Origin of the sequence: Clostridioides sp. GD02367 (genome assembly GCF_045900275.1) — a bacterium.
Classification (GTDB): Bacteria; Bacillota; Clostridia; order Peptostreptococcales; family Peptostreptococcaceae; genus Clostridioides; species Clostridioides difficile_A.
On record NZ_JBJODK010000001.1, the window covers coordinates 264281 to 290913 of the forward strand.

The following is a 26633-nucleotide window of genomic DNA, read 5'->3' on the forward strand; positions in this document are numbered from 1 at the left end:
TTATCTCACTACCTTTCCAATAACCGCTTCAATCGCCTTACTTTTTCTTTCTTTAGCAGTTTTTTCAATTTTCAGACATTCACTTTTAGCATCAGCTAAGATTTTATCAACCTCCACCTTACTGTCGGTGACTGCCTTCTCAATAAGAGTTTCTTCCATAAGCTTTGCTTGCTTTTTTACATCAGCAAAGATGCTTTCACATTTGTTTACAGCATCAGCTCTGATAGACTCTGCATCAGTAACAGCTTTTACTTTGATACTGTCTGCTGTCTGCTCTGCCTCAACAATGCTTTTTATTATTTCAAAAGCCATCCAAATCACCTCTCTTACCTTTTTACTATGTATATAACCAATTAGATTTTTTTATTCTAATTAGATTACTACCTCATTGTTAAAGTATAAACAGCATTTTTATATAATAATTAATATTTTTTAACGTTTATCTCTTAATAAAACATATTTTAGAGTAGCATTTACTTAGATTTACATCCTTTTTTGACTTACTTTTAGACTATGACATGAGTATGATTTTTTAATACCATTATTTTCAATAATTATAATTTAAAGCGATATGGTTTGTCAATAGCGTTATTCTGTTTTAAAATTAACGTTTTATCGACATTTTTAATTTTTATTTCAATATTTTTCTATATATAATTTTATTTATTACATATAAAATATTTTTATCAGTTTTTTCAACACTTATAGTATTGAAACTAATTGTTTTTTTTGAATTTTTAGAAATATCTCACACTATTTCATCTAAGTTTTATAAATCATTGAGCGATATCGATTTTTGTCACCTTATTTTTAATTTAATTTTTTGTATTTACTTAGATATAAATTAATATTTTCTAAGATTGATAAAATTTACACTTATATTTGATATTTTTATTTTAACTAGTTATATTAATTTAAAATCGATAATATATCCAGTTATTTTATATATTCGACAGCATTATAAAAAAATCCTCGTACCAATCACTCCAATCTTCAATAGGATATGCTGCTCCTCCATTTACACTTTTCAATAGATTTGATGTATATTCTTCTCCTATAGAGAAAAGTTCCCCTACTGTTATATCATAACCTCTAGATGTAACAACTTTGCAAAATGAATCCATAACATCACGTTGTTCTCTTGTTTTTATAAGTTCTATTTTGAACTTTTCATCTTTCCTGGCTTCTTCTAAAATCCTAATTAATTTTTCATTCATTATATATTCCTCCTTTTAATAACCCCTATATAAAAATGAAGTCATCTTAAAAAACTAAGATGACTTCACTTAATGCTCATAATCCTATATATTCACTAATATAAAATAATTGGTGTACCTGGCTCTATATTTTCATATATCTTCTTTGCTTTAGAAAAAGGCGTATTTACACATCCATGCGAACCTGAAGATCTATATATACCTCCACCAAAAGAACTTCTCCAAGTAGCATCATGAATTCCTATATTTCCATTGAATGGAAGCCAATAGCTTACAGGTGAACTGTAACCTTGCCCAGTTAATGAAACATTTCTAGCCTTATAATTAAGAGGGTATATACCTGATGGTGTGGCAAATCCTCTACCTAAATCCCCTGTTACAACATCTGTTGATACAAGCATCTCTCCATTTTTAAAGAACCACATATGTTGGTTAGAAAGACTAATCTCTACATATGTATTTCCAATATCATCTTTATTACGAGATATAGCTTTTTGTATGTAAATAGGTTCTCTTGTAACATTTTTACCAGCTTTTACAACATCAACCAATGCTTCAGCTTCTTTGTTTTTGTCTATCAACCAACCATAAATTCCACCTGAAATTGTAATGTCTTTACCTGTTGCAGTTTTAAATGGTCTTGAATCTCCAAAAGTACTATATTTTTTGCTTAGTCCTCTCACATATTCAACCATAGTAGCATTATCAAAGCTTATCTCATAATTCTTTTCTGAATCTACCTTTAACCATTTATTAATCTCAACACCATCTAAAGTTTCCTTACGGTCACTAAAATCATATGTAACAACTACACCAACATACTTATCTAATGTCTTAATAGCTTCTTTCAATTTTTCTGAATCCTTCGTATTGTTTGGTGCTTCATATACCTTATTTTCTTCTAAAGAAATAGAAGTTTCTCCAGAATTAATTGATTTTTGTACTAACTTATAAAAGTCATCTTCTTTTACCTTGTTTCCAAGTACCTCTGGAACTATAGTATAAGCATTTTTAGTACTATCATACTTAGGGTAAGCACTCTTAGGTTCTACAACTTTTTTACTATCAAAACAAGCTAGAGCATTAAATTTCTTTTCTAGTAAATCTTTATTATATGAAAGAGTTACCATATTATTATACTCTTTAGATTTAAATATCCCAACAATCCATCCAAATGCACTCTGGCTATCTTTTATCTTTTGGACTTTATCATCTGATGTAAACTTTAAATCAATATCTTTTGCTTTTATTTGTTCTTTCTTATTATCTCTTTCCTCTAAATTTAAGGTATAAGAACTAGTACTTGATGCTAATAAATCATTTACTTGCTCAACTGTTTTTCCTGAAGCTTTAACTCCATTAATAGTTGTTCCAAAATAAAAATGACTTCTAAAAAAGATTGCCATTCCTATATAAGCTACAACTAAAACACCGACTACTATACCTATCTTAAACTTCAGATTTTTTTGCCCACTTTCTTGTTTTACCTCTTTTCCATCAATCATAATTAAATCCTTCCTTACATTATAATTACCTATGTACTTTATTGCTTTTTAAACAAAATCATATTTGCCTTATTTTATATACCCAAATTACTGTAGTATTATTTACATTTTTAAATATAGAGTTATTTTCATGATACTATTTTATATTTTAAATAAAGTAGTTATTGTAAATACCTCCTTTCAAAATCCCTTAAATATTAGGCTCTGCTATATTAATATATTACCATACTTTTAAGAATCATGGGGATATCTATCTGTTTTTGTAACTAATAACTACTTATTTTAAAGATTATATTTCAATCTAACATAACGTTGTTATATACATTCTATTTAATTATTTTAGTTTCTATATCTTTTCCATCTGCATATTCTTTAAGTAATTCCTTAGCATAGTCAAAATATTCTTCAATATCCGATTCTTGGCTAAAAGAAAATATACAAATCAATATTTCATTTGCATCCTCTGTTATCATTGCTCTCTCAGAGTCACTAGTCGGACTTCCAAATTTACCTAGTGAATCAGATAATATCGGAAGATTTTCTATATTTATCAATTCCTTTCCAATACCTTTATACTGCTCTCCTTCATCTCCTACAGTAAAGCATACTGGTGAATGTAATTTACTTACATTATATGTACCTACTGGATACAATGATTTTATTGATATTAGATTATTTATTTCAACTATATTATTTATTGTGTAAAGACCTTTCCCTTGAATAATTCTTCTAACTAATGCTTCTGAAGATGTTCTATATCTACTTGGATTTTTACCAAGTTCTTTATAAGCGTTTCTTGCATCTTTAATCTTATCCAATTTTGTAATATCTTCAACTTTTAGACTTTGATTTAAAATATCACAAAATGCGTTTATCTCACTAATCAATTTTTCTGAGCTCTTACTTACTGCTACTTTTGCTTGGATACATCCTAACTTAGCATTAGGCCATCTTTCCTTAAGTTTTTTATCAATACTTACATCTATCATACTCAAACAACTCCTATACACTAAATTTTTATTAAAGTTTTTATCATCTATACATTATAGTACTATTCCTTTGTTAATGACATGTTTATTAACAAAATAATTTATTTTTAATACAATTTTTGTAAAAGGCGATTATTTTTCCTTTACATACAGTCAATATATGACTAAAAATCAAAAAAACACTAATTATTTAACAAGAATTTATTAAACTCAAGTATTTATAACTAGTGCTTTATATAAAGATTAAATCCTAATCTTTTAGTAAATTTATAAAATTTATACCTGGCATTGGTCTTGCAAAATAAAATCCTTGAACTAAATCACATCCAAATTGCTTCATTAACTCAGCTTGTTCCTTAGTCTCAACACCCTCTATAATTACAATTAAGTCTAGTGATTTAGCTAGAGATACTATAGATTTTGCTATATTACGGCTTCTCTTATCATTTTCAATACCATCAAGAAAAGATCTATCTAATTTAAGTACATCAATTGGCATATCCCTTAAACAGCTGATAGAAGAATAGCCTGTTCCAAAGTCATCCATAGAAATAAAAAATCCATACTTTCTTAACTCATTTAAGACATTCTTTAAAATATTTAATTCATTCATAGCTACAGTTTCTGTTATCTCCAATTCAATTAAATCTGAATTTATATTATACTTTTGTATAGTATCATTGATGAATTTCACTATATCTGGTTGGTATAACTCAACTCTAGATAAATTTACTGAAACTGGAACTATATTTTTACCTTGTTTCTTCCAGTCAGATAGGTCTATGCATACTCTTTCAAACACAAACCTTCCAATTTTTAAAATCAATTGACTTTTCTCTGCTATAGGTATAAATATTGCTGGGCTTATAAATCCATATTCTGGATGATTCCATCTTATTAGTGCCTCACTTCCTATCATTTCACCATTTACAAGTGAAAACTTAGGTTGATAATATACTTCAAATTGATTTTTTACTAGGGCTGTTTTTATGTCATCTAAAATAATTGATTCTTCACTAAGCTTATTTCTAACATCCTCATTGTAAATAGCATAATTTACATTTTTACCTTTGGCAACAGACCTAGCCATATTTGCCTTATTTACAGCCTTTTGAATATCTACTTCTCCTTCTTCTACAAAGTAAATCCCTACACACAGAGAAATCTCAAATACGGTATTTAGATTCCTTTCAATATTATCTCGTATATTATCAAGTTTTCTTATAACTTTATCTCTTCCTTTTTTATAATCACAGAAAATTGAAAAATAATCACTTGAAAGTCTTGCATATATTTCACCTTCTGTTAGTTCTTCTTTCAAAGCTTTTGCTATTGTAATTAACAGATTATCACCAAATCCATATCCAAAAGTATCATTAATCATCTTAAAATTGTTAATGTCAAAATATACTATAATATAGTTTAAAGATGGTTTATTTAAAAGATATCTACTACACTCCTTATAAAACTTATTTTGATTTCCTATATGAGTAATCTTATCTTCATAGGCCAAACTCAAGACTTCTTTTTCATTAGAATTTTTTATGTACATTATGTAGAAAATTATTGTAATAAATATAAATATAATTAATAACACTGCATATAAAGCTCTCTTGATAATCTGCTCTGAATTCTTAAATATAACACTTTCTGGAACTGAAAAAATCAAATTCCAATCCTTTATATAGTTATTTTTCTCATTTCCATTATCCATAGTGGCATATCCTAGGTATCTTTTTTCTCCTGACATCTCCAAGATTGTCGCACCTGTTTGGTTTTCTTGTAACTCTTTTTTTAACTTATTTACATCTTTAATATCATTATCCTGTTTTAACAATTTATAAATATTTTCTGATAGTCTATCTTGTTGAGGATGAAGTATGACTGTACCATCATTTTTTACAACGTAAGATATACTGTTATTTTCATAAAAAGATACATTTATAAGTTTCATTAGAGTATTAACATCATAAGTACAATATAAAACTCCAACCACTTTATTATTATTTAATATTGGTACTGAGATAGTAACTTTTTTTACAGATTTATCTACTTCATCAACATATGGGCTTGAAACGTATTCCTTACCTTTGATTGAATTTTTAAAAAATTCTCTATCCTTAACTGAAAACTTATTACCCTTAGTATTTTCTGCATTACCCTCCATGTCAACAATTGCCATAGTATAAAATTTTTGATTTTCCATTTCCTCTAAAAGTTTTTTCATTTTTTCTTCATTAGATATGTCTGGATTTGAAGTATAATAATTTGAAAAAATATTTAAAACATCTAAATCTTTTTCAATTTGTTTTTGCGCTAATTGAGAACCTTGTGTTGCAACTTCTTTTATATGTACCTCTGCCTCTGATATAAGAAGATTTTTTGTATCTTCTATATATAGATACCCCATTATCAGAAATATTGAGGTCAATAAAAGAATTATAATTAATGTAATATTCTTATTCCTTTTTGTCATTTGACTCCTCCCCTAATTAGTCAATACCTTATATAGCTAACATATCTTTTTAATACAAATTTATCATTTATGTTATATACACATATACCCAAATATAATGTCTAAAACCAATATAATTATTATATAAAACATCCTTAATTATTATAATAACACTATTTAATTAAATTTTGAATTAAAGAATAAAAACTATTCATTTTTTAAAATAAAAATCCCTTATACAGTAAATTTTTATCTTATGCATAAGGGACTTTATTTTATCTATTTTTTATTAATTTATCTTCCATAATATGAATTTAAATACATATTTTTTATTTCACTCATAAGAGGATACCTTGGATTTGCTCCTGTACACTGGTCATCAAATGCTTGAATTACCATTTCATCTATTGAATCCATGAACTTAGATTCTTCAACACCAAAGTCTTTTATAGTTTTAGGAATACCAACTTTAGATTTTAATTCTTCAATAGCTATTAGTAAGCTTTCGAATTTCTCTTCATCAGAATTTCCTTTTAAACCTAAGAATGAAGCTATTTCAGCATATCTTTTCAACGCCTCTGGGTATTTATATTGAGAAAATGCTCCCATTTTCTTTGGTGCATCTGAAGAATTAAATTTCATAACCTCTGTTATTAAAAGAGCATTTGCAACACCATGTGGTACATGATGGAAAGCACCTAGTTTATGGGCCATAGAGTGACAAACCCCTAAAAATGCATTTGCAAAAGCCATACCTGCCATTGTTGAAGCATTTGCCATTTTTTCTCTAGCTTCTGGGTCTTTTGCTCCATTATCATATGCACGTGGAAGATATTCAAATATACTCTTAATAGCTTGTAGTGCAATACCATTTGTATAATCAGTTGCAAGCATAGATACATATGCTTCTAATGCATGAGTCAAAGCATCTATACCAGAAGCAGAAGTTAAACTTTTTGGCATATTCATCATCATATCAGAGTCAACTATAGCCATATTTGGCATTAATTCATAATCAGCTAGTGGATATTTTACCCCTGTATCTTGGTCAGTTATAACAGCAAATGGTGTTACTTCTGAGCCAGTACCTGCTGATGTTGGTATTGCTACGAAATTGGCCTTTTCACCCATTTTAGGGAATGTATATACTCTTTTTCTTATATCCATAAATCTCATAGCTAGGTCTTGGAAATCTACTTCTGGATGCTCATACAATGTCCACATTATCTTTCCTGCATCCATTGCACTTCCTCCACCTATAGATATTATTACATCTGGGTTAAACTCTCTCATTGCTTTAGCACCTATCTTGGCACATTCCAAAGTTGGGTCTGGCTCTACTTCAAAGAATGTAGTATGTTTAATATTCATTTCATCTAATAAGTCAGTCACTGCTTTAGTATATCCATTATTGTAAAGGAATGTATCTGTTACAATAAAAGCTCTCTTTTTATTCATTACATCTTTAAGTTCTTTTAATGCAACTCCTAAACAACCCTTTTTGAAATAAACTTTTTCTGGTGCTCTAAACCAAAGCATATTTTCTCTCCTCTCAGCTACTGTCTTAATATTAAGTAAGTGCTTAACTCCTACATTTTCAGATACTGAATTTCCACCCCAAGACCCACATCCTAAAGTAAGAGAAGGAGCTAGTTTAAAATTATATAAGTCACCTATACCACCTTGAGAAGAAGGAGTATTAATTAAAATTCTACAAGTTTTCATAGCAGAAGTAAATTTATCAAGTTTTTCCCTTTGATTTACATCATCAATATATAGTGAAGATGTATGACCAAATCCTCCATCTTCTACTAATTTTTCTGCTTTTCTAACTGCATCATCAAAATCATTTGCTCTATACATTGCAAGTACTGGTGAAAGTTTCTCATGAGCAAAAGCCTCTTCTAACTCAACAGACTCTACTTCACCTATTAAAACTTTAGCATCCTCTGGAACTTCAAAACCTGCAAGTTTTGCTATTGTACAAGCTGTCTGTCCAACTATTTTAGAGTTTAATCCTCCATTTATCAAAATTACATTTCTCATTTTTTCTGTTTCATCTTTATTTAATAAATAAGCGCCACGCTCTTTAAATTCTTTTTTAACTTCATTATATACATTTTCTAATACTATAACTGATTGTTCAGAAGCACATATCATACCATTGTCAAAAGTTTTAGACACAAGAATTGAATTTACAGCAGTTTTTATATCTGCACTATCATCAATTATTGCTGGTGTATTACCTGCTCCAACTCCAATAGCTGGCTTCCCAGATGAATATGCTGATTTAACCATTCCAGGTCCCCCTGTAGCAAGAGTTAAATCCACTTCTTTCATAACAGTTGTAGTTAATTCTAAAGAAGGTTCGTCTATCCATCCTATTATACCTTCAGGAGCTCCAGCTAAAACAGCCGCCTCAAGAACTACTTTTGCAGCTTCTATAGTAGAATTCTTTGCTCTTGGATGTGGAGAGAAAATTATCCCATTTCTAGTCTTAAGTGCCAAAAGTGCTTTAAATATAGCAGTAGAAGTTGGATTAGTTGTAGGTACAACAGCTGCAATAACACCTATTGGTTCAGCAATTTTAGTCATACCAAATGCCTCATCTTTCTCTATTACACCACAAGTTCTAGTTTCTTTATATGCATTATATATATACTCTGAAGCATAATGATTCTTTATGACTTTATCTTCTGCAATCCCCATACCAGTTTCTTTTTGTGCCATTATAGCTAGAGGAACTCTTTGCTTATTAGCTGCTAAAGATGCTGCTAAAAAAATCTTATCTACTTGCTCTTGAGTATATGTGGCAAATATTTTTTGAGCCTCTCTAATTTTTGCTAACTTTTTAACTAAAGTTTCAACATTATTTACAACATCTACATTAATTGACATAACCTCATCTCCCTTTATATTTTCTATTATATCCTGTTCTTTATTGGCCATTTTGACAACCTCCTAGAATAGTATTTTTTACTTAACTGTTAATTTATTAACAGTATAGCACCTTCTTTTTCTATTTTCAAGTTATTTTTTTAACATTTTATTTTTATTTAAAATAATCTTACTTGTCCCACTAATACTCTACTTTAAGAATACTTATTTTCATCATATATCACTTTATTTTTTATGTAGATTATAGAAAAATCCATCTCAAAACTTAATGATAACGTTATTATTTTAACATGTCATTTTTCTTATAAATAAAAATATATACGGAGAATTTTTTAATATAGTATAATTAAACATATACATTCACAATTCTTATGTGATATGAAATAAGATATAGTTAATACAATATAGATAAACTTAGAGTTCATAGGAGGAATAAGGATGAAAAAATTAAAAGTAATTAGCATTTTATCTTTAATTATGAGTACAATTTTAGCTCTTGGAGGTATTGCAGTAGTAACCTATTATGTGGACAATTTGTTTATTAGAGGACTATCAGTATTTATCTTAATTATGTCTGCTTGTTTTGTATCAAGTACAGTTAACTTGATATTCAAAGAAGCAAAGTAATATAAATTCCAGTTTATAAATTAGATTAGGTAAATACTTTTAATATATTATAGATAAAAGTCCAGCAAATAACATTGCTGGACTTTTATTAATATTACATACAATACATATATCACATCACTAATTTATTGGTGTGGACTTTTTATAACTGGTTGCAATTGCTTATTCTCTAGAGCAAGTTCTATAGTTGGAACTATTAACTCAGTATGTGCAATCATAGAATTAGGCTTTGCTTTACAGTTATCTTGACCAAAAGGTACAAAATATATATTTTTAGAATTAAGGAGAATACCAATGTTTTTGAAGTTGAAACTCAGAGCATCGTTCGTTGATATTGATATTACTAATGGTTTATCATTACGAAGATGACCTTTAGCTGCCATCAATACTGGTGAATCTGTAATCCCATTAGCTAATTTTGCAGCAGTATTTCCAGTACAAGGTGCTATTATTATAATATCAGCAATCCCTTTAGGTCCAAATGGCTCTGCCTCTTCAATTGTAACTATAGGCTTATTACCTGTAAGTTCATATGCTTTTTTCATAAACTCTTCAGAATTTCCAAATCTACAATCAATATTTTGTGATACATCTGAAAATATAGTGTGTACATTTGCTCCTTCTTTAACCAAATTCTCTAACTCTATAAATATTTTATCATAAGTACAAAACGAACCAGTAAATCCTACTCCAATTGTAAGTCCTTCAAGTCTCATTTCTAACCCCTTCTTTCATTTATAATATTTTCTATAGCATTAACAAGAATTTCACCAGATGTTTTTGGTGAGTATTTACCAGGAAGCCCAGGACAAAGAGTCGCATTAATACCTGTATCTTTCGTAACAGAATAATCCACTCCACCAGGAGAAGAAGCTATATCAATAATAGTTACTTCTTGTGATACTTTTTCCAGTCTTTCTTTTGTTAAAACACATTCTGGTATAGTATTAAAAATATAATCAAACTGTAAAAGTTTTTCATCAAGTTGATTCAAAGAAATACTAGAATATCCAAATGCATTAGCCGTACTTCTTGCATCATTACTCCTTGCTCCAACACATACATTTGCATCTAAAGAGTATAATTTTTTTGCAAGTATTTGTGCACATCTTCCAAAACCTAATACTAAGCAGTTACTTTGATGTATATTAATTATACTTCTTTTAATAGCTTCTGCTATAGCGCCTTCAGCTGTAGCAACTGCATTTAAAATAGCAACATCATTCATTTTCATAAAATCATAAATCTGAATAGAGTGTTGCTCACAAAATTTACAAACTTTAGTTGGTATGTTACCTCCAAATAATATTTGATTAGGAGATAAATTAATTAGCAAGTTATCAATAGTAGCATCTAGACAACCATCAGTATTTTCAATGTTAACTTGATTCTTTGTAAATGGAATTGGACATAAAATAATGGAACTTTTGGATAGTGCCTCAGCTAGTGAAGTTGCTTTTCCAACGATTCCATTTATTATTTCATTTGATATTCCATAAGTGACTACAGAATACCCTTTATTAATTAGTTTTTTTACCATGTACACTTGTCGCAGGTCTCCCCCGATAACAGTTATATCGTATTGATTTGACATATTGTAAGCCTCCTTTACTATATACAATATGTTTTTATCAATATATTGGTTCACTAAAATTACTAAATATTATATCTATAATATTTTTAATAATGCTAATCTATCTATCTTTTCAGAAGAGGTATATGGAAATGAATTTAAAAAGATAACTTTTCTTGGTATTTCATTTTTTATTAGATTCTCTCTCATTTTAATTAATAAATCTTTCTTTGTAATTTTATCTATAATTGTTACAAATAATGCAATTTGACTTCCTCTTATGGAGTCTGAATATGGTAATACAACTGCGTTCTCAATTTGAGGAATTTTTTTCACTTCATTTTCAACCTTAGTAGAGCTAACTTTAAATCCTCCAATATTTACAATATCATCATTTCTTCCTTCAAAAATTAAATATCCATCATCATCAAAATATCCAACATCATTAACAGAATAAGGTCTTGTTGCATCATATACTGCATATTTTGTATTTACAAAAATCTTTCCATCTCTAACATATACATCTATTTTAGGAAATGGTCTTCCTACACTTAAAGGTTTCTTAATCAATTCATCATAACATAAATATGTAATGTAGTTTAATTCACTTGCTCCATAATATAAAATAATTTCAGATTTTGGCATATAGTACTTTAAACTTTTTGCAGTATTTTCAAACAATAATTGAGAGCCAGTGAAAATACTTACAACATTGAGTATCTCTTCTTTTAAATGTTTGACTAAGAGTTGTAGCTTTGTAGGTATGAGATATATATTCGTTATATTATATTGTTTTATTGCTTTTATCCATGCCTTACAATTCATACCTGAACTTATTACAACACTTCCACCTTCATATAATACTGATATTAAAGAATTTAGATTTCCTGTAAAACTCAATGTTCCATTAATAAATAAAATTGATTCCTTAGATATATTAAAAATATCATTTTGAATAGGAAAGAATCCAACCCAACTATGATATGTTCTATACAATACTTTTGGAACACTTGTAGAACCTGAAGATAAAACACCCATGCAAATATCTTTATCTATATAGTTTATAGGAGTATTATATTGATACATATATATATTAAATTTAGGATTAAATATAGAAAAATTAGTTTTCTTTACTTTTTCATTATCATCAAATAAATTAATGTTGTCCATAGGCTCATCAGATATAACTATTGAAATATTATTTTTTATTAGAATATCATTCAATACTTTTTTAGAAAGATTATAATGACAAATAATAGGTACATTTTTTGAATAATTAATTGCGAAAAAACTCACTAACTGAAACATTATACTTTTAGAATATATTAAAATAGGTGTATTATCTCCTATAGAAATTTGTTTTCCAAGCTCCTCACTATAACTTAACATATTTTTATAAGTATGTTTTTCCCCATCTATAATTAAAAAATCTTTATTTTTATGACTATCTCTTTTTATTTTTAGAAGTTCATAGTAGTTCATAATCTACACCCTTTCAATTAATAAGGCTGAACCCAATCCACCAGCTGCAGCTATAGAACAAATCCCATATCTACCATTAGTCTTTTCTAATGCTTTTAAAAGATGTAATGCAATAATTGAACCTGAAGCACCATATGGATGGCCATATGCTAAAGCTCCACCAAATAAATTGTATCTATCAATCAATTCTGGATATTTTCTTTGAAATAGTACATCTATAACTGCAAATGCTTCATTAAATTCAACAGCAGATATATCTAGATAATTAATTTTTTCTATTTCTAAAATTTTTTCCATTGCTTTTATAGCAGATGTTGGACTTAAATTTGCATCTGTTCCTATTGTACATGCATTGACAATCTTTGCTTTAGGCTTCTTTTTTGTATTTTCTATGTATTTTTTAGAGCACAATATAATAAATGAAGCTCCATCATTAATAAGACATGAATTTGCTGCATTTGTAATAGTTTCTTTTCCCAAAATCGGTGGAACTCTGTCTAATAATCTTTGGCTCATCTTGTCTCGTATACCTTCGTCATAAGTATTATTATCTATAGGATATATGATATCCTCAAGTACTTTATCTTCTCTCGCCCTCTTTGCTCTTTTGTGGCTTTCTTTCACCCAAAAATCTAATTCTGTTTTCTTAATCTGATACAATTTTGCTACTCTTTCTGCACCTTCTAACATGCTATTTTCACTATTATCATCAGGTGAAAATTGAGCAACTATATAATTAGGATTCTTTATATCATATCGTTTATCATTTTTATGGTATGTACGCATTGGTTGCAGAGAGCTACTTTCAAACCCACCAGCAATAATTAAATCACACTGCCCAGATTTAATTTTTGAAAATGCTATGTCTATGCTCATCATAGCAGAAGCACACTGCATATCTACAGTAAAAGCAGGTACTTCATTTGACACACCTGCTGTTAAAGTCATTAATCTTGCTATATTACCACCTGTTCCAACTGCATTTCCACATATAATCTCATCAATCTTATCAATTTCATATTTTTCAATTAGATGTTTTAATACACTTGCGCCTAATGATTCAGGTTGAACAAATTGAAATATCCCATTTTTTAGACCTATGTGACTTCTAAGTCCTCCTAATATAAAAACTTCTTCCATATATTATAATCTCTCCTTATAATAGATTTCTTTTTAGTACATTATTTAATTTAATACCTAAAAAGGATGCAATAACTGCTTTTATTGTATCTCCAATTAAAAATGGTACAACAGCTGTAAAAAGTGCTGCTTCTACTGTCATTTGATTAAAATAACACATAAATACTGTTCCCATAAAATATATAATTGGCATACCAATAAAAATTGTTATTAGTATATATCGTTTAATATCATTATTTTTTCCTTTTAATAAACTAATAATTAATGCTGCAAACAAAAATCCAAAATAAAAACCTCCTGTTGGACTTAACAATTTTCCAATCCCAGATGTTCCTCCACCAAATACTGGTATTCCAATTAAACCTATCATTATATATACGCCAACTGTGCTAAATGCTTGTCTTGGTGTTAAAATCAAAGCTATTAAATTTATCATTATTGTTTGTGCTGTTACTCCTGCTGGTGTAAATGGCAATGGTATATATATGTAGGATGATATACATAACAATGCTACACATATTGACATTTTAGTTAAATCTTGAATATTTACCTTAGTATTTTTCATTTTTATAATTCCCTTCATATGTCTTATTCAATTTAGTTTATATGTATATATACAAGTTTTCTATCAAAGCTTTGTTTTAGTATAAAAGAAAGACGTTTTTTTGTCAACTTAAAATATATTATAGGTTTACATTTTATTTTTAAGTAAACTGTGGATTAATGCTTTATATTTTAATGGTCATTTAGAAAAATTTATTTAGAAACAAACCTATTTTGTCTATACTTGTAAATTATAATATGATATATTTTTATATGAGATTTTATTTTATATAAAAATAATAAGGAAGTGATGATATGAAAATTAATGAAAATACTTTAAATAACATAGATGAAGAGTTGGATGAACTTAGTAAGAAAGTTTATTTAGATTCGCCAGATTTTTGGATAAGCATTTCTGATAAAGTAATAGATAAAGTATTTGATGAAATGTTATTATTTTTTGCAGTTAAGTATAATTACTTTAATATATTATCCTTTGCTATTGAGAATAATTATATAGATTTGAATGCACCATCAAAAAATAAAGAATATCCTAATATAATGAGTCATCTTTTAAATACAGCAAAACAGAATGAAGATAAAAGAATTTATAATTATCTTCTAAATTTAAATAAGTATAAAACTATAGATGAAAGTTCAGATTTAAATGATTTAGATTGTCATACTAGTAGTGATATTCTTGAAAAGAAAGATGTATATATCCCAAAATACTTGTGTCCAAACTGTAATTCGAATATTTTTGATACTGGTTATAAAGTATCAAATGACATAATATATAAATTCTCTTTTGATAAATCTGAACCTGTTGAAATATCTAGTGAAATTGCTTCTATTAGATGTTGTAATTGTGAAGAACTATTAGAAAATATTACACCTGACAAATTATATAGTATATGTAAAATCCAAAACTGTAATAATTGTGGTTCTAATTTAACTAAGGTTGGTATTCTTGCAAAGAAAAAAATGGAGTTTGATGAGAATAACGAAGAATTTAAAGATATCTCAACGTCTTATTGTTGTGGAAATTGTGACTCTGAAATAAACATGTCTCAAAAAGAATATTTTAAGATTTAATAATTTATAGTTTTAAATAAGAAGAATATTTTATTAGATACTATATAAGTTTTTAAAATATATAAAATAAACATTTTTATGATAATTAAGATTGCTATGAAATCCAACTTTACTAAGCTGGCCTCATAGCAATTTTCTATTATAAAACCATAATTAAACTTTATCTAACTCTTATAAGGATTCTTTTTATTTCTTTATAGTACCAACTATGATTCTTAAATCGATTGTTATATCAGATATACCTGATTCTAACAACATTAAAATTTCTTCTTCAGCTAATGATGATGTCAAAGGGGTCATTTTAATTAAATTACTTAAGTTTAATACATTGATATTGGTCTTATAATTAATTCTACTATCATAAATTAAATCAAGATGCTTCTTAAATACATCTACAATATTTTTATTATCATAATAACTATTTTTTACATTTTTCTGTATACTTTTTCTTATTTCTTTCAAATAATTTGACTCTGGAACAATCTTTACTACTATTCCACCATTATTTAAAACTCTTGTAAACTCCTTATAGTTTGCAGGAGAAAGTACATTTAATATTATATCAAGCTTACTATCTTGAAGTGGCAGATTTGCTAAATCTGAAATACACCATATAATTTCATTTTCTCCTCTTGTAGCAATAGAAATCCCTTCTTTAGCTATGTCAATTCCAATTAATTTACATCCATTATTAATCTCTTCATCTTCATATAATTTATTTAAGAAATATCCTTCACCACAACCTGCATCTAATACATAGTTACTATACTTATTTAAAGTGTAATTTTTAATTATAGATTTTATTTCTTCTATTAAATAATCATACACATTAGAATTATATATTTCATGTCTTGACTCAAATAATTCTTTATTATAAATAGTTTTTGTATTTCTATTTAATAAATTAACATATCCTTTTTTAGATATATCAAAGCAGTGTTTATTCACACATTTGACACTATTTTTATCAACAGTAACCATATTTTTTTTGCAAAGTGGGCATTTAAATACTTCTATATTTTCATTAAGTAGTAATCTAGTTGTTTCTATCTTTTTTAGTTTACCGATATTTTTTTTATTTACATTACTTATATTCTGTTTCATTCCCATAATCTCCTTAAATTCACTATTTAATTTAAATAGCACGAAATTATGGCTACTTGCATAAGATAACTTTTCTAGATTATATAAAATGTGTTATAAGCTGTTGTAAAATAGCCACAATTTGTGCGCTATCCTCTTATTCTAGTGTAATATATAAATGCTCTTTTATTCATTATTTTTCCCCCTGTCATTATGTTTATTAATATCTTAAGTACATGTAATTCACAACTCTAAAAAATATTCTTTAAATTATGCCTATTGGAATAATAAATATATTAATGTTATTTACTATATTCCATGATGTACTCTTTAAATCCTGAATCTTCATTTATTTGCTCTTTTACTATATTAAATCCTTTTTTATTGTAAAATACAACTGCCTTTTTATTGTCTTTGTATACTGCTAGACTTAGATTCTTGTATTCTTTAGTTGCATAGTCTAAAAGTTTACTTCCTATACCTAGGTTTTGATAGTTTGAATTTATAAATAAGGCTCCTATGAAGCTTTTATTTATTATGCTTATAAATCCTTTTATTTCTTGACCATCCTCATATACAAATGTATCTGATATAGGTATATATTCATTTTTGACAGTGTTATAGTTATTTTCCCAGTATTCTTTATTTATAAAGTTGTGTGCTTTGATTGTGCTTTCTTTCCATATTTCCATGATTTTGTTTATATCTTTATCATTTGATTTTCTTATCATAAATTTTATTTCACCCCATTTTTATGTTGATTTTTATTTATAGTATAAGTTTACTTCATTTAGATATGATTTAGTTAATATAAAACGTTATTTGGATATGATTACACTCATGAGAAGCTGAACTTTACATACCACTTAGTTAATATAAAACAAGGTTTTATTAGATTAAAAAGAAAGTCAATACTACTTTACATACCACTTAGTTAATATAAAACTATTTACTGACATATAACTGACAAATCAACAAATATCTTTACATACCACTTAGTTAATATAAAACTAGTGAAGTAAAAGGAGTTTGGGAAACAAATGGTTCTCTTTACATACCACTTAGTTAATATAAAACCTAACAATAGATAGTAATAGCATAGTAACGAGAGGTGCTTTACATACCACTTAGTTAATATAAAACAAAATTAGCTGAAAAAATGGGGATAAAAGGATACAACTTTACATACCACTTAGTTAATATAAAACGGATACTAGCAAGTAAATTTGGTATAAAAGATTATAACTTTACATACCACTTAGTTAATATAAAACTAAAGAAATTTATAAAAGAAGAAGTATCTTATACTGTCTTTACATACCACTTAGTTAATATAAAACTTTAAGTCCCTCATGGATTTCTTTGAAGATTTTACACTTTACATACCACTTAGTTAATATAAAACCCCAAAATAGGTGCAATTGAATAGCCTGAAAATGCTACACTCACGCAATCATAATTCAATAAAAACATCAAAATTTGCAGTGAGCGAGCAATAGTGCAATTAATAACAATTATCAGTACCCTTCAATCTCTTATATTCCAACTGTTAAGCCTTATTTTAGCACAAATATCGCTCACTGCAAACCTATATAAACATTTCATCAGAATACTTATCAATACCATAACATTTCTTTTTAATTGAATTAGGATTTTTTATCTCATAAACATAAATCGAATCTTCGCTATTATCAATAATCTTTTCTATTTCAGAAATACATTTATGTAACTTCCCATCAGTAATATCTCCTTCAAAAACAGAATTCTGAGTCCAAGTTAGATATTTTTTAAGTGTTTTTCTAACCCTGTTTAATGACCTTGCTTCAACAACATCATAAGTAACAATAACAAACATACTTTACCACCATGCCTTTAAAACTTTATACTTTTCATCATTGATAAAATGTTTAATTAATTTATAACATTCTAACCTTATAAACATTCTATATGAAACTTTTCTATTAAGATTTCTATGTTTTATAGTTGTCTGCATCTTATTTTCAAATTCTTGTAGAAATTTCTTCTTTCCTTTTTCACTTAAATAACAAATTTTGTCCTGATATTCAAAATCACTCTTATTAATTCTTTTGTTATTAATCAAGCTAAAAATTATTGTGTCAATTATAATTGGCTTGAAAATTTCTGCAATGTCTAAACTTAAGGAAAATCTCTTTATCGATGGTTCATGTAAAAAGCTTATTGTAGGGTCAAGTTGTGTCTTATATATTTCACTTAAAACATTTGTATACATTATACTATTTCCAAAAGACATAAGAGCATTTACTGGGTCTTTAGGAGGTCTTTTTTCTCTCTTATAAAACTCAAAGTCATCTTTCAATATTTGATTAAATGATTTATAGTATGTTTTTCTTATTCTTCCTTCTTTACCCATAAGTTCTGATATTTCTTTGACATCATTCAAACTATTTAGTTCATCTTTTATAGTATCAATTAAGCTTTCATCAACCTTGTAATATCTCATATTTCTTAAAATATGATATGATGCACTTTCCACAAATGATTTTGCTAAGTATAGTCTTTCATTTTTATCTAAATAGCAAGCCGATTGAGATACTAAACTGAATCCTGATACATTTTTCTTTCTTGGGTAATATGTACCTGAATAATATCCATAGTAATTATAGAAATGAAGCATAACTCCATATTGGCTTATATAATTTATAAGTTTTGTGTTTAAATCCACTTCCCCATATATATGAATATCATCAACTTGTTCTACTGGTAATATTTTTTTCTCACCTTCTAAATTATAATAGTAAATCGTATTTTCTTTTCTTTTTATACTCCCATTACTTATAATATAATAATCTCTATACATTGTTACTCCTCCTTCACGAAACAAAATTCATAATAAGCACATTTTGTACAATAAGATTTCTTTTCAATTTTGGGAGGAGATAACTTCATGTTTATTTCATTTATATTTATAAGTGTGTTTTCAATAATTCTTTCTTTTTCCTCTGTCAATATCAATTCTTCTTGTTTCTTTTCCTTAACATAATTTATAGTTCCTTTTTTCTCTATCCCCATACTATCTTTTAAATAGTATAAGTAATAGTATAACTGCATTTCATCTGCTTCTTTCATCTTTGAACTTATTTTTACTTCTTTTACATACTCGTCCTTTATTATATCTAATTTCAAGATATCATCAATCAACACTTCTTTATTTTTCATTCTTTTATATGAATCTTCATGTACTATCTTTCCAGACAATACTCTATTACTATTTTGTTCCATAGTTATTCCTTTAGAGAATAACCATAGTTTTCTTTTACATACATAATAATAATTTATCTTTACTCCTTGAACTTTTAATAGTTCTAAATCTATTGGCACAAAATCACCTTCTTTAGTAAATTTTAGCCACATTGTTAATATAAAAATCAAATAAATTGGTCTATTTCTTTACCTATAAGCACACCTTTGCCAAATATCTGTTTTGTATGCTCATTTTCATGTATATCATATTTATATAAAAGTATCTTTAAATCTTCAAGACCTTTCACCTGTATGTCCATTATATTTTGTTTAGCTTTATATATTGGTAAATTTACAGTTTTTTTAATTATCTCTCTTCTAGCCTTTTTTCTCTTAAACTTTATTTCATTTATCAATTCTCTATCATCATTACTATATGCTTCTGTAAGTTCTTGTCCTAATTCTTCATAATCTTTTATTAAAGTCTCTTCAATTTTATTATATATATCCACTGGTATTACTGTATATCCTTCAATATTTCTAAGTATATTTTGTGCCTCGTTAGAGCCTAAACTATATGGTGTTATAGTGTCTAAAATATTTAAAGCACTAGTAAATCTTTTTTTAAAGTCTGTACCTTCTAAATTTTCTTTAGAGTATAGCATCTTAACCATTTCTACCTTATATTTTTCTTCTATCTTCAAACATTCTTTGCCATTTATAAAAGATTTCAATAGTTCAAGTCCTTTTTCTACAATATCTTTATCATAAATGCTACCTATTCCTGTAACTTTTTCTGTATATATAAATATATTTGGGCTAATTTCTTTATACTCTCGACTTCTATAACATCTACCAAATCTTTGGAATAGACTATCTAGTATTGAATTTTCTGTATGAAGTTCATCAAAATCAATATCAAGGGATGCTTCCACTAATTGTGTAGTAATCCAAATACCATTACTATTACTATCTGCAAATTCTTTTATATATTTTTCTAGCTTTGCTCTATCTTCTTGTATATACATAGAATGTAAAAGATTTACATTAACATCTATTCCTTTTGACTTAACTATATCTTCTATTAATTCATATTTTTCTATGGCACTTTTAACTGTGTTTACTATTACAAGAACCTTTTTATTCATTCCACTTTGTATTATTTGTTCTAAATTTTCATCTATTGAATTTTCTACAATAGACACACAATGTCTTATTTTTTCTGTGTTACATGTTAAATCAGCTAAGTTACTATCAATTACACCTCTTTTTTTTAGTTCATCTATATATATAGTTGGCATAGTAGCTGTCATTATCATAAATCTTCCACCTATTTTATGTATCATTTCTATACCTTTTACCAATACAGCTGCTATTTCTGGTGAATATGCTTGTATCTCATCTATTACTACTTTTGAATATGCTAATGTTGAATATACTTTTTCATACCCTCTATACAAAAAAGGAAATTTGAATATTTGGTCTATTGTAGAAAATGTCAGTTTACAAGATAATAACTTTGCTAAATCTACAATCTCATTTGAATTTTCCTGATTACTTTCTTCTAGATAATCTATTGCTGTTGAATGTAACAGACCTAAGAATGTATCATTTGATTCTCCTACTCCAACTATATTTTTAGCTCTATCAAATAACGCATTTATACTCACTCTTAATGGCAGTGTGAAAAATGCCTTATCATTATCTATCCAAATTAAAGCAGTTTCTGTTTTTCCCATCCCTGTAGAGGCAATTAGTATTATATTCTTATTTCTATTTGATTTAGCAAATGACTGCACTTCTCTTAAACTACCAAACTCTTTTACTAAATGTTTTTCTGTGTATTCACCTATATTCATGTTACTATTGCACTCAACAATCTCATGAGCAGAAGCACTATGGTCTAATCTATGTAATATACCTTTTAACATAATATATAGATTATAGTATTTGTGATTTTTATCTATTCTTTTTATTACACTTTGTATATACACTTTACTTAATTTTTCGGTTCTTATTGGATATCTAACTTTAAATTCATGTTGTAATTCATAAACTTTATTTATTAAATCCTCATCTAATATTTTTTGTATTAAAGTTTTAAAATCTTTATCTATAAATATATCTCTTTCATGATGATATACAATAACTTGATTTAATACTTCTCTCAGTTCTCTATCTTTTTCCTTGTCTACATAACTATAATCAATAAATGCAGGAGAAAGGTAATTATGGCCTATACTATTTTCTAGATGAGTTACTATCTTAGGTTCATTTGTTTCAATATCCATTCTACTTCTTATTAGTTTTTGAAATGGAGAAAATGCTTTTCCAATATCATGAAATTCTATAACAAAATCAAGTAATTGCCAAAATTTATCTTCCTCTAAAAAATTTAGTCTACTTATATTTGTCCCATAGCATTCTCTTAACACATTCATTTGTTTTAAAAGCTCATCAGTATGCTCTCTCAGTGTTTCCACTGGATTAGATTTAGCATATAACATAACCTTCCTCCTAACTTATATTGTTAAAATATAATATATCTCCTTCATTATCTAATAATATATCTCCAATTGATATAGTACTTCCATCTTCAACATAATAACTATCTACCTTATTCCAAACTCTTTTCTTATCTTCTTTAGCATTATTATCATAATAATTATGGAGCCTATAGCTTATAACATATATATCTGTATTTTGTAAGCTTGACTTTGGTATATATATAGGTCTTTTTATATCATATTCTGATAACTTATAATTTTCATAATCATCTAATTGTATGTCTTCATCTAATTCAAATTTGTTAACTTCTACAAATCTAATATCATTAATTCTTACTAAATCCTCTTTTCTACCTAATGATAAATGTTCATTACAATTTAATAAACTATCATATAATTTTTTTAATAAATCAAAATCCCCACCTATATGAATTATCAAATTTACATTCAATAACATATGACTATTCATTGGCATAGATGTAATACTATCCTTTTTATAAAAATATGTTGTCTGATAATTATTAAATATACTTTCATATGTTCCTTGTACACTTATATTAAATGGTATATACTCTGTAGCATTTAATATTTTGTGAATTAATCCATTTACTGTAGAATATGGTGGTAGTGGATAAGTTTCTGTAATTTTCATGGCAAATGGTTTTTTATAGCATGCAGTTTCTTGAAATAAATCTAATTTCAATACTTTCATATTAATTCACCTCATAATATTCCTTTACTTCTTTAACTAATTGTCCAAAAAATTTATCTACACTTAAAAATTTATCTTCAAATAACTCTTCAAACTCTTCTTTATTTGTAAATGTTCCATCTACCATTCCAACATAAGTAAATTCTTTTAGACCCTTTCCTAAAAAAGTACCTTGAACTACTTCTTCTATTGCTGACTTATTTACTTTAAATCCATTTTTATCTCCTTTTAATTTTATTCTACCTAAAAAGAATGGATTTGCTATTTCATACACTCCTCCTACTACAAACAGAGGAGATAAATTTTCTTGTCTACCTCTAATATTTCTATTTAATACTTTTATTATTTCTAAAAATTCTACTACTCGTTTACATTTATCTTTATTATCAAGTTCTATATCTCCATCTTTACCTATTTTAGATAAATCTATAGTCACTGTATATGTATAGTAGCTTAAATGTTGTTCTATGTTTGCAAGATTAGGGTGTTCTCCTATTCTATCTGCTAATCCTTTATTATTTAAAAAGTCCATATCACTTCTATATGGCTCAAGAGAAATTGCATTACTTAATCTTACAGTAGCTTCTCTAGTAAGTGAGCCTCCTTTTTTATCCTTCTCATCTTTTTTATTTGTTTTCATATATCCAAATAAATCCATTTCTTCTGACTCTCTTATACTTATATTATCTTTAAATTGAACTGTACCTTTTCCTTTATCAACAACTTGTAAATTCCAATTAAATAACTCCGAAGCTAATCGTACTATGTCATATCTTAAACACTGACGAGATGCAAATGTATAGATGTTTCCATCAGCTCTACTTAGTTTTTTTAATTCTGATATATTACCTATCCCTTCACCATAGTTTAAACTTTGAGCCTGTGCTATTACTGTAAATGTTAATCCTCTTTTCATCTTATTTTTCCTCCTTTTCGTTTGGCAGTTTACCTTTTCCTTCATATTTTCCAGAAACTAATCCAGATATAAAAGCATGGCCTATAGATTCGAAGTCTAAATCTTTTTCAACCTCTATATCTAAAATAAACTCTGGAATCTGTTTTTTAGCTGACATAAAAATTCTTATAACTGTATCCATAAAATCATTTTTATTTCCAACTTTAACTGAATTTAAAAGTTTATAGCTTACTCCATCTATTTTATTTTTAGAATTTTCATTGACATAATGGTCATGTACATCACAACCCAAATAATAAATTACTCTTAGTTTTTTATCATTTTCTTCCAAATTTTTACTGTTCATTTTACATACTCCCTTCTTATAGCTATTTATTAATGCTCTTAATTGTACTATTCTAAAACAGTCTATTCCTGATATATTTGATTTGTTTTTACTTTCCATACCATTCTTAACTTTATTTCTTAAAGTATTATTAGTTAGATGCTTCAGATCCCTATTTCTCAAAAGTAAATCTAATACATTTGATTTAAGCTTATAGTCATATATATTTTGTATTTTTGTGTTTTCATATGCAAAGATTTTGGCTAAATAAGTAGGAATATTAAAGTAGTTTATATTACACTTTTTAGAGTCTATACTTGCTTTAAATTCTACAAAAAGTATGTTATGAAGCTGCCATTCACTTTTTAATTTATTTTCTTCTACTATACTTTTTATAAGTTTATTAAAAGGATTCTCATCTTTGGAATCTGAAGACTCACTTTTTTGAACTTTCAAATTGTTGTTTCTTTCAAAAAGCTCATTTATAGAAGTATCCATATTAACAAATAAATAAAACTCATTTTCTTCATTAGACAAATAATTTTTTCTTGTATAAGTAGCTCCTGCTGGTGTACAGAACAATATAAGCTTACAAACATCACATATTGATGTTGTATATTCCTGATTCCAAAACATATTTCTAGCATTATTAGTACTTACTCCAAGTGGGGCAAAATTACTTTCTGAGTACTCATCTAATATCCCTTTATATGAGCCACACATTTCACAGACTTCTAAACTATCCATATACAATCTTATATCTTCAATACTTTTATTTTTCTTTATAAATTTATTGTTTATTTCCTTCATAATTTTTTCTATAGTATTTATACTAGACTTACTAACTTTTTTTTCATTTACATCTTTAGATATACTATCTAATCTATCATTTAAATAGATTTTTAATTTATCATAGTCATTCTCTTCTAATAAATCTTCTAATTCTCCTAAATATATGATTTGTCTTAAATAGTCATTAAACATTACTTGTTTTAATCCATCTAAATCTAATTTAGCCTTAGCAACATTAAAAAAACTAACTTGTCCAAAATAATTATCTTGAACTACATATTTATAAAGATTGGCTGTAAGTCTGTCATTTATTGACTTTATTTTAAATATATCAATAATCTCATCAATTAAAGTTTCTAATAAATCAAATTCATCATAACTTTTTATCTTAGACATAATGTCTAGCTTTTCTTTTATCAAGTTAGAATTATCTTCATCAAATTTTTTTACCTTATCATTTTGCTGTTTTATATTATCTTTAATTTTCTTAATTCCATCTTTGATTTTATCAGGCTTAGACTTAATAAAATTTATATTGTAATCAACACTCTTTCTAATCCTTTTTGATACATCATATTCATCCATGAAGTAATCGAAATAATACTCATGAAAGTTTTCAAGAAAGGAACTATCAAATTCAATATAGTCTTCCATAATAAATATTTCTGATTTCTTCTCTGCTTTCTTTATTATGTTTAAAAATCCAACTATACCCATATTAAAGAACCAGTCTCCTCTATAAACCCTTAACTTCATTTGTCTCACCTCCATTCTAGAATATCTATATCTCCAAATCCCTGTGCTCTTCTAAAACCTATTCCTAGGTTGTAGATAAGATTTAAGTCATCAATATCACCTTTTAATATAAACTTACCTTTGTAACCATTAACATATTGATACTCTTTGCCTGTTATTTTTTTAAATTCTCTTAAACGCTCTTTAACAACTACCTTTTTAAGACCTATATTTTCAAACTCTAACTTTCTTTTTAATCCATTTCCTCTATAGTTTTTGATAACTTCATTAGTTATATAGTTTAACTCTTCTATATATCCATCATCATCTACCTCCAAGAATTTTCCTTCTTTAGATTTTATGCAAATTGGAGATAGTGCATTAAATAGTACATTCTCTTTTGTTACCTTCTTTTCTCTTGATAAGTCTATTCTAATCCTTGTAAGTTCATATTCTTTATATAAGCACTTTTTAGAAGTCATTAATCCATTATATATATGAAAACCTAATTCTAAATCTGGAGTACTTATATTTAATATTACTTTATCTTTAATAATAAAATTGTCACCTTCAATACTATATTTTTTTATATAAACTGAAAATGTGAAGTTTTTAGTTTTTTTATTATTTTTTTCATTATAGTAGTACATATTTTTATAGTAATCTTCATTAGACTTTCTTATCGCTTCTTTTATAATACTCATAAAAAGTGAATTATAAGATATTGGTATACAATCGGTACTAAATTCAATTTTCATTTTCATAATATCACCTCTCTCAACTAATATATTAACACTAGACCGTGAAGTATATCTGT

At 26.9% G+C, this 26633-nt stretch carries 23 protein-coding genes and 1 CRISPR repeat array; of the genes, 2 read left to right on the plus strand and 21 right to left on the minus strand.

Going from position 1 to position 26633, the window contains the following annotated elements; all coding sequences use genetic code 11:
- From Q3223_RS01060 to adhE, 6 genes are all read right to left on the minus strand, one after another.
- A complete protein-coding gene (locus Q3223_RS01060; RefSeq protein WP_074179832.1) occupies nucleotides 1-312 on the minus strand; it encodes a hypothetical protein in 312 nt (103 codons plus the stop codon).
- Nucleotides 313-941: 629 nt separating this feature from the next.
- The gene (locus tag Q3223_RS01065; protein WP_074179833.1) at nucleotides 942-1217 is read right to left on the minus strand and encodes a hypothetical protein; all 276 of its coding nucleotides are present in this window, start codon (nucleotides 1215-1217) and stop codon (nucleotides 942-944) included.
- 95 nt (nucleotides 1218-1312) lie between these two features.
- Nucleotides 1313-2722 (minus strand): L,D-transpeptidase family protein, encoded by a 1410-nt coding sequence (locus Q3223_RS01070; protein WP_407811470.1) that lies wholly within the window; start codon nucleotides 2720-2722, stop codon nucleotides 1313-1315.
- Between the two features lie 326 nt (nucleotides 2723-3048).
- A complete protein-coding gene (locus tag Q3223_RS01075; RefSeq protein ID WP_054271491.1) occupies nucleotides 3049-3711 on the minus strand; it encodes a B3/4 domain-containing protein in 663 nt (220 codons plus the stop codon).
- Nucleotides 3712-3961: 250 nt separating this feature from the next.
- A complete protein-coding gene (locus tag Q3223_RS01080; RefSeq protein WP_054271492.1) occupies nucleotides 3962-6187 on the minus strand; it encodes an EAL domain-containing protein in 2226 nt (741 codons plus the stop codon).
- 273 nt (nucleotides 6188-6460) lie between these two features.
- The gene (gene adhE, locus Q3223_RS01085) at nucleotides 6461-9115 is read right to left on the minus strand and encodes a bifunctional acetaldehyde-CoA/alcohol dehydrogenase (protein ID WP_407811471.1); all 2655 of its coding nucleotides are present in this window, start codon (nucleotides 9113-9115) and stop codon (nucleotides 6461-6463) included.
- 387 nt (nucleotides 9116-9502) lie between these two features.
- On the opposite strand from adhE, the gene Q3223_RS01090 reads away from it, so the two are divergent.
- On the plus strand, nucleotides 9503-9691 hold the full coding sequence (locus tag Q3223_RS01090) for a hypothetical protein (RefSeq protein ID WP_074179836.1): 189 nt from the start codon (nucleotides 9503-9505) through the stop codon (nucleotides 9689-9691).
- Between the two features lie 125 nt (nucleotides 9692-9816).
- On the opposite strand, the gene Q3223_RS01095 is transcribed toward Q3223_RS01090, so the two are convergent.
- The 5 genes from Q3223_RS01095 to Q3223_RS01115 all read right to left on the minus strand — a co-directional run bounded on the left by Q3223_RS01095 (nucleotide 9817) and on the right by Q3223_RS01115 (nucleotide 14451).
- Nucleotides 9817-10407, minus strand: a complete 591-nt coding sequence (locus Q3223_RS01095; RefSeq protein ID WP_054271494.1) for a dipicolinate synthase subunit B — start codon at nucleotides 10405-10407, stop codon at nucleotides 9817-9819.
- Between the two features lie 2 nt (nucleotides 10408-10409).
- Nucleotides 10410-11285 (minus strand): dipicolinate synthase subunit DpsA, encoded by an 876-nt coding sequence (gene dpsA, locus Q3223_RS01100; protein WP_407811472.1) that lies wholly within the window; start codon nucleotides 11283-11285, stop codon nucleotides 10410-10412.
- A gap of 75 nt (nucleotides 11286-11360) precedes the next feature.
- Nucleotides 11361-12746, minus strand: coding sequence for an AMP-binding protein (locus Q3223_RS01105; protein ID WP_407811473.1), 1386 nt, complete (start codon nucleotides 12744-12746; stop codon nucleotides 11361-11363).
- A 3-nt stretch (nucleotides 12747-12749) separates the two neighbouring features.
- Nucleotides 12750-13886 (minus strand): thiolase family protein, encoded by a 1137-nt coding sequence (locus Q3223_RS01110; RefSeq protein ID WP_407811474.1) that lies wholly within the window; start codon nucleotides 13884-13886, stop codon nucleotides 12750-12752.
- 16 nt (nucleotides 13887-13902) lie between these two features.
- A complete protein-coding gene (locus Q3223_RS01115; protein ID WP_243193298.1) occupies nucleotides 13903-14451 on the minus strand; it encodes a biotin transporter BioY in 549 nt (182 codons plus the stop codon).
- A 293-nt stretch (nucleotides 14452-14744) separates the two neighbouring features.
- On the opposite strand from Q3223_RS01115, the gene Q3223_RS01120 reads away from it, so the two are divergent.
- Nucleotides 14745-15524, plus strand: a complete 780-nt coding sequence (locus tag Q3223_RS01120) for a hypothetical protein (protein ID WP_243193297.1) — start codon at nucleotides 14745-14747, stop codon at nucleotides 15522-15524.
- Between the two features lie 186 nt (nucleotides 15525-15710).
- Here Q3223_RS01120 and Q3223_RS01125 read toward each other — a convergent pair whose 3' ends face one another.
- The 10 genes from Q3223_RS01125 to cas6 all read right to left on the minus strand — a co-directional run bounded on the left by Q3223_RS01125 (nucleotide 15711) and on the right by cas6 (nucleotide 26580).
- Nucleotides 15711-16628: a putative RNA methyltransferase gene (locus tag Q3223_RS01125; protein ID WP_407811475.1), complete on the minus strand. Its 918-nt coding sequence runs from the start codon at nucleotides 16626-16628 to the stop codon at nucleotides 15711-15713.
- 281 nt (nucleotides 16629-16909) lie between these two features.
- Nucleotides 16910-17338 (minus strand): N-acetyltransferase, encoded by a 429-nt coding sequence (locus Q3223_RS01130; protein ID WP_054271500.1) that lies wholly within the window; start codon nucleotides 17336-17338, stop codon nucleotides 16910-16912.
- Between the two features lie 57 nt (nucleotides 17339-17395).
- Nucleotides 17396-18012: direct repeats of the CRISPR family, unit length 29 nt; unit sequence CTTTACATACCACTTAGTTAATATAAAAC.
- Between the two features lie 183 nt (nucleotides 18013-18195).
- Nucleotides 18196-18462 carry a CRISPR-associated endonuclease Cas2 gene (gene cas2, locus Q3223_RS01135; protein WP_054271501.1) on the minus strand — a complete coding sequence of 89 codons (267 nt, stop codon included), beginning with the start codon at nucleotides 18460-18462 and terminating at the stop codon, nucleotides 18196-18198.
- Nucleotides 18463-18465: 3 nt separating this feature from the next.
- Nucleotides 18466-19446, minus strand: a complete 981-nt coding sequence (gene cas1b, locus Q3223_RS01140) for a type I-B CRISPR-associated endonuclease Cas1b (RefSeq protein ID WP_054271502.1) — start codon at nucleotides 19444-19446, stop codon at nucleotides 18466-18468.
- 2 nt (nucleotides 19447-19448) lie between these two features.
- A complete protein-coding gene (gene cas4 / locus Q3223_RS01145; RefSeq protein ID WP_407811476.1) occupies nucleotides 19449-19967 on the minus strand; it encodes a CRISPR-associated protein Cas4 in 519 nt (172 codons plus the stop codon).
- A gap of 47 nt (nucleotides 19968-20014) precedes the next feature.
- Nucleotides 20015-22336 (minus strand): CRISPR-associated helicase Cas3', encoded by a 2322-nt coding sequence (cas3, locus tag Q3223_RS01150; RefSeq protein WP_284182343.1) that lies wholly within the window; start codon nucleotides 22334-22336, stop codon nucleotides 20015-20017.
- Nucleotides 22337-22346: 10 nt separating this feature from the next.
- Nucleotides 22347-23048, minus strand: coding sequence for a type I-B CRISPR-associated protein Cas5b (gene cas5b / locus Q3223_RS01155; RefSeq protein ID WP_219672850.1), 702 nt, complete (start codon nucleotides 23046-23048; stop codon nucleotides 22347-22349).
- A 1-nt stretch (nucleotide 23049) separates the two neighbouring features.
- Complete coding sequence (gene cas7i, locus Q3223_RS01160; protein ID WP_167640417.1) at nucleotides 23050-23964, minus strand: type I-B CRISPR-associated protein Cas7/Cst2/DevR; 915 nt, start codon at nucleotides 23962-23964, stop codon at nucleotides 23050-23052.
- Nucleotide 23965: 1 nt separating this feature from the next.
- Nucleotides 23966-25837: a type I-B CRISPR-associated protein Cas8b1/Cst1 gene (gene cas8a1 / locus Q3223_RS01165; protein ID WP_167640416.1), complete on the minus strand. Its 1872-nt coding sequence runs from the start codon at nucleotides 25835-25837 to the stop codon at nucleotides 23966-23968.
- Nucleotides 25838-25842: 5 nt separating this feature from the next.
- Nucleotides 25843-26580 (minus strand): CRISPR-associated endoribonuclease Cas6, encoded by a 738-nt coding sequence (gene cas6, locus Q3223_RS01170; protein WP_167640415.1) that lies wholly within the window; start codon nucleotides 26578-26580, stop codon nucleotides 25843-25845.
- Nucleotides 26581-26633 lie beyond the last annotated feature (53 nt).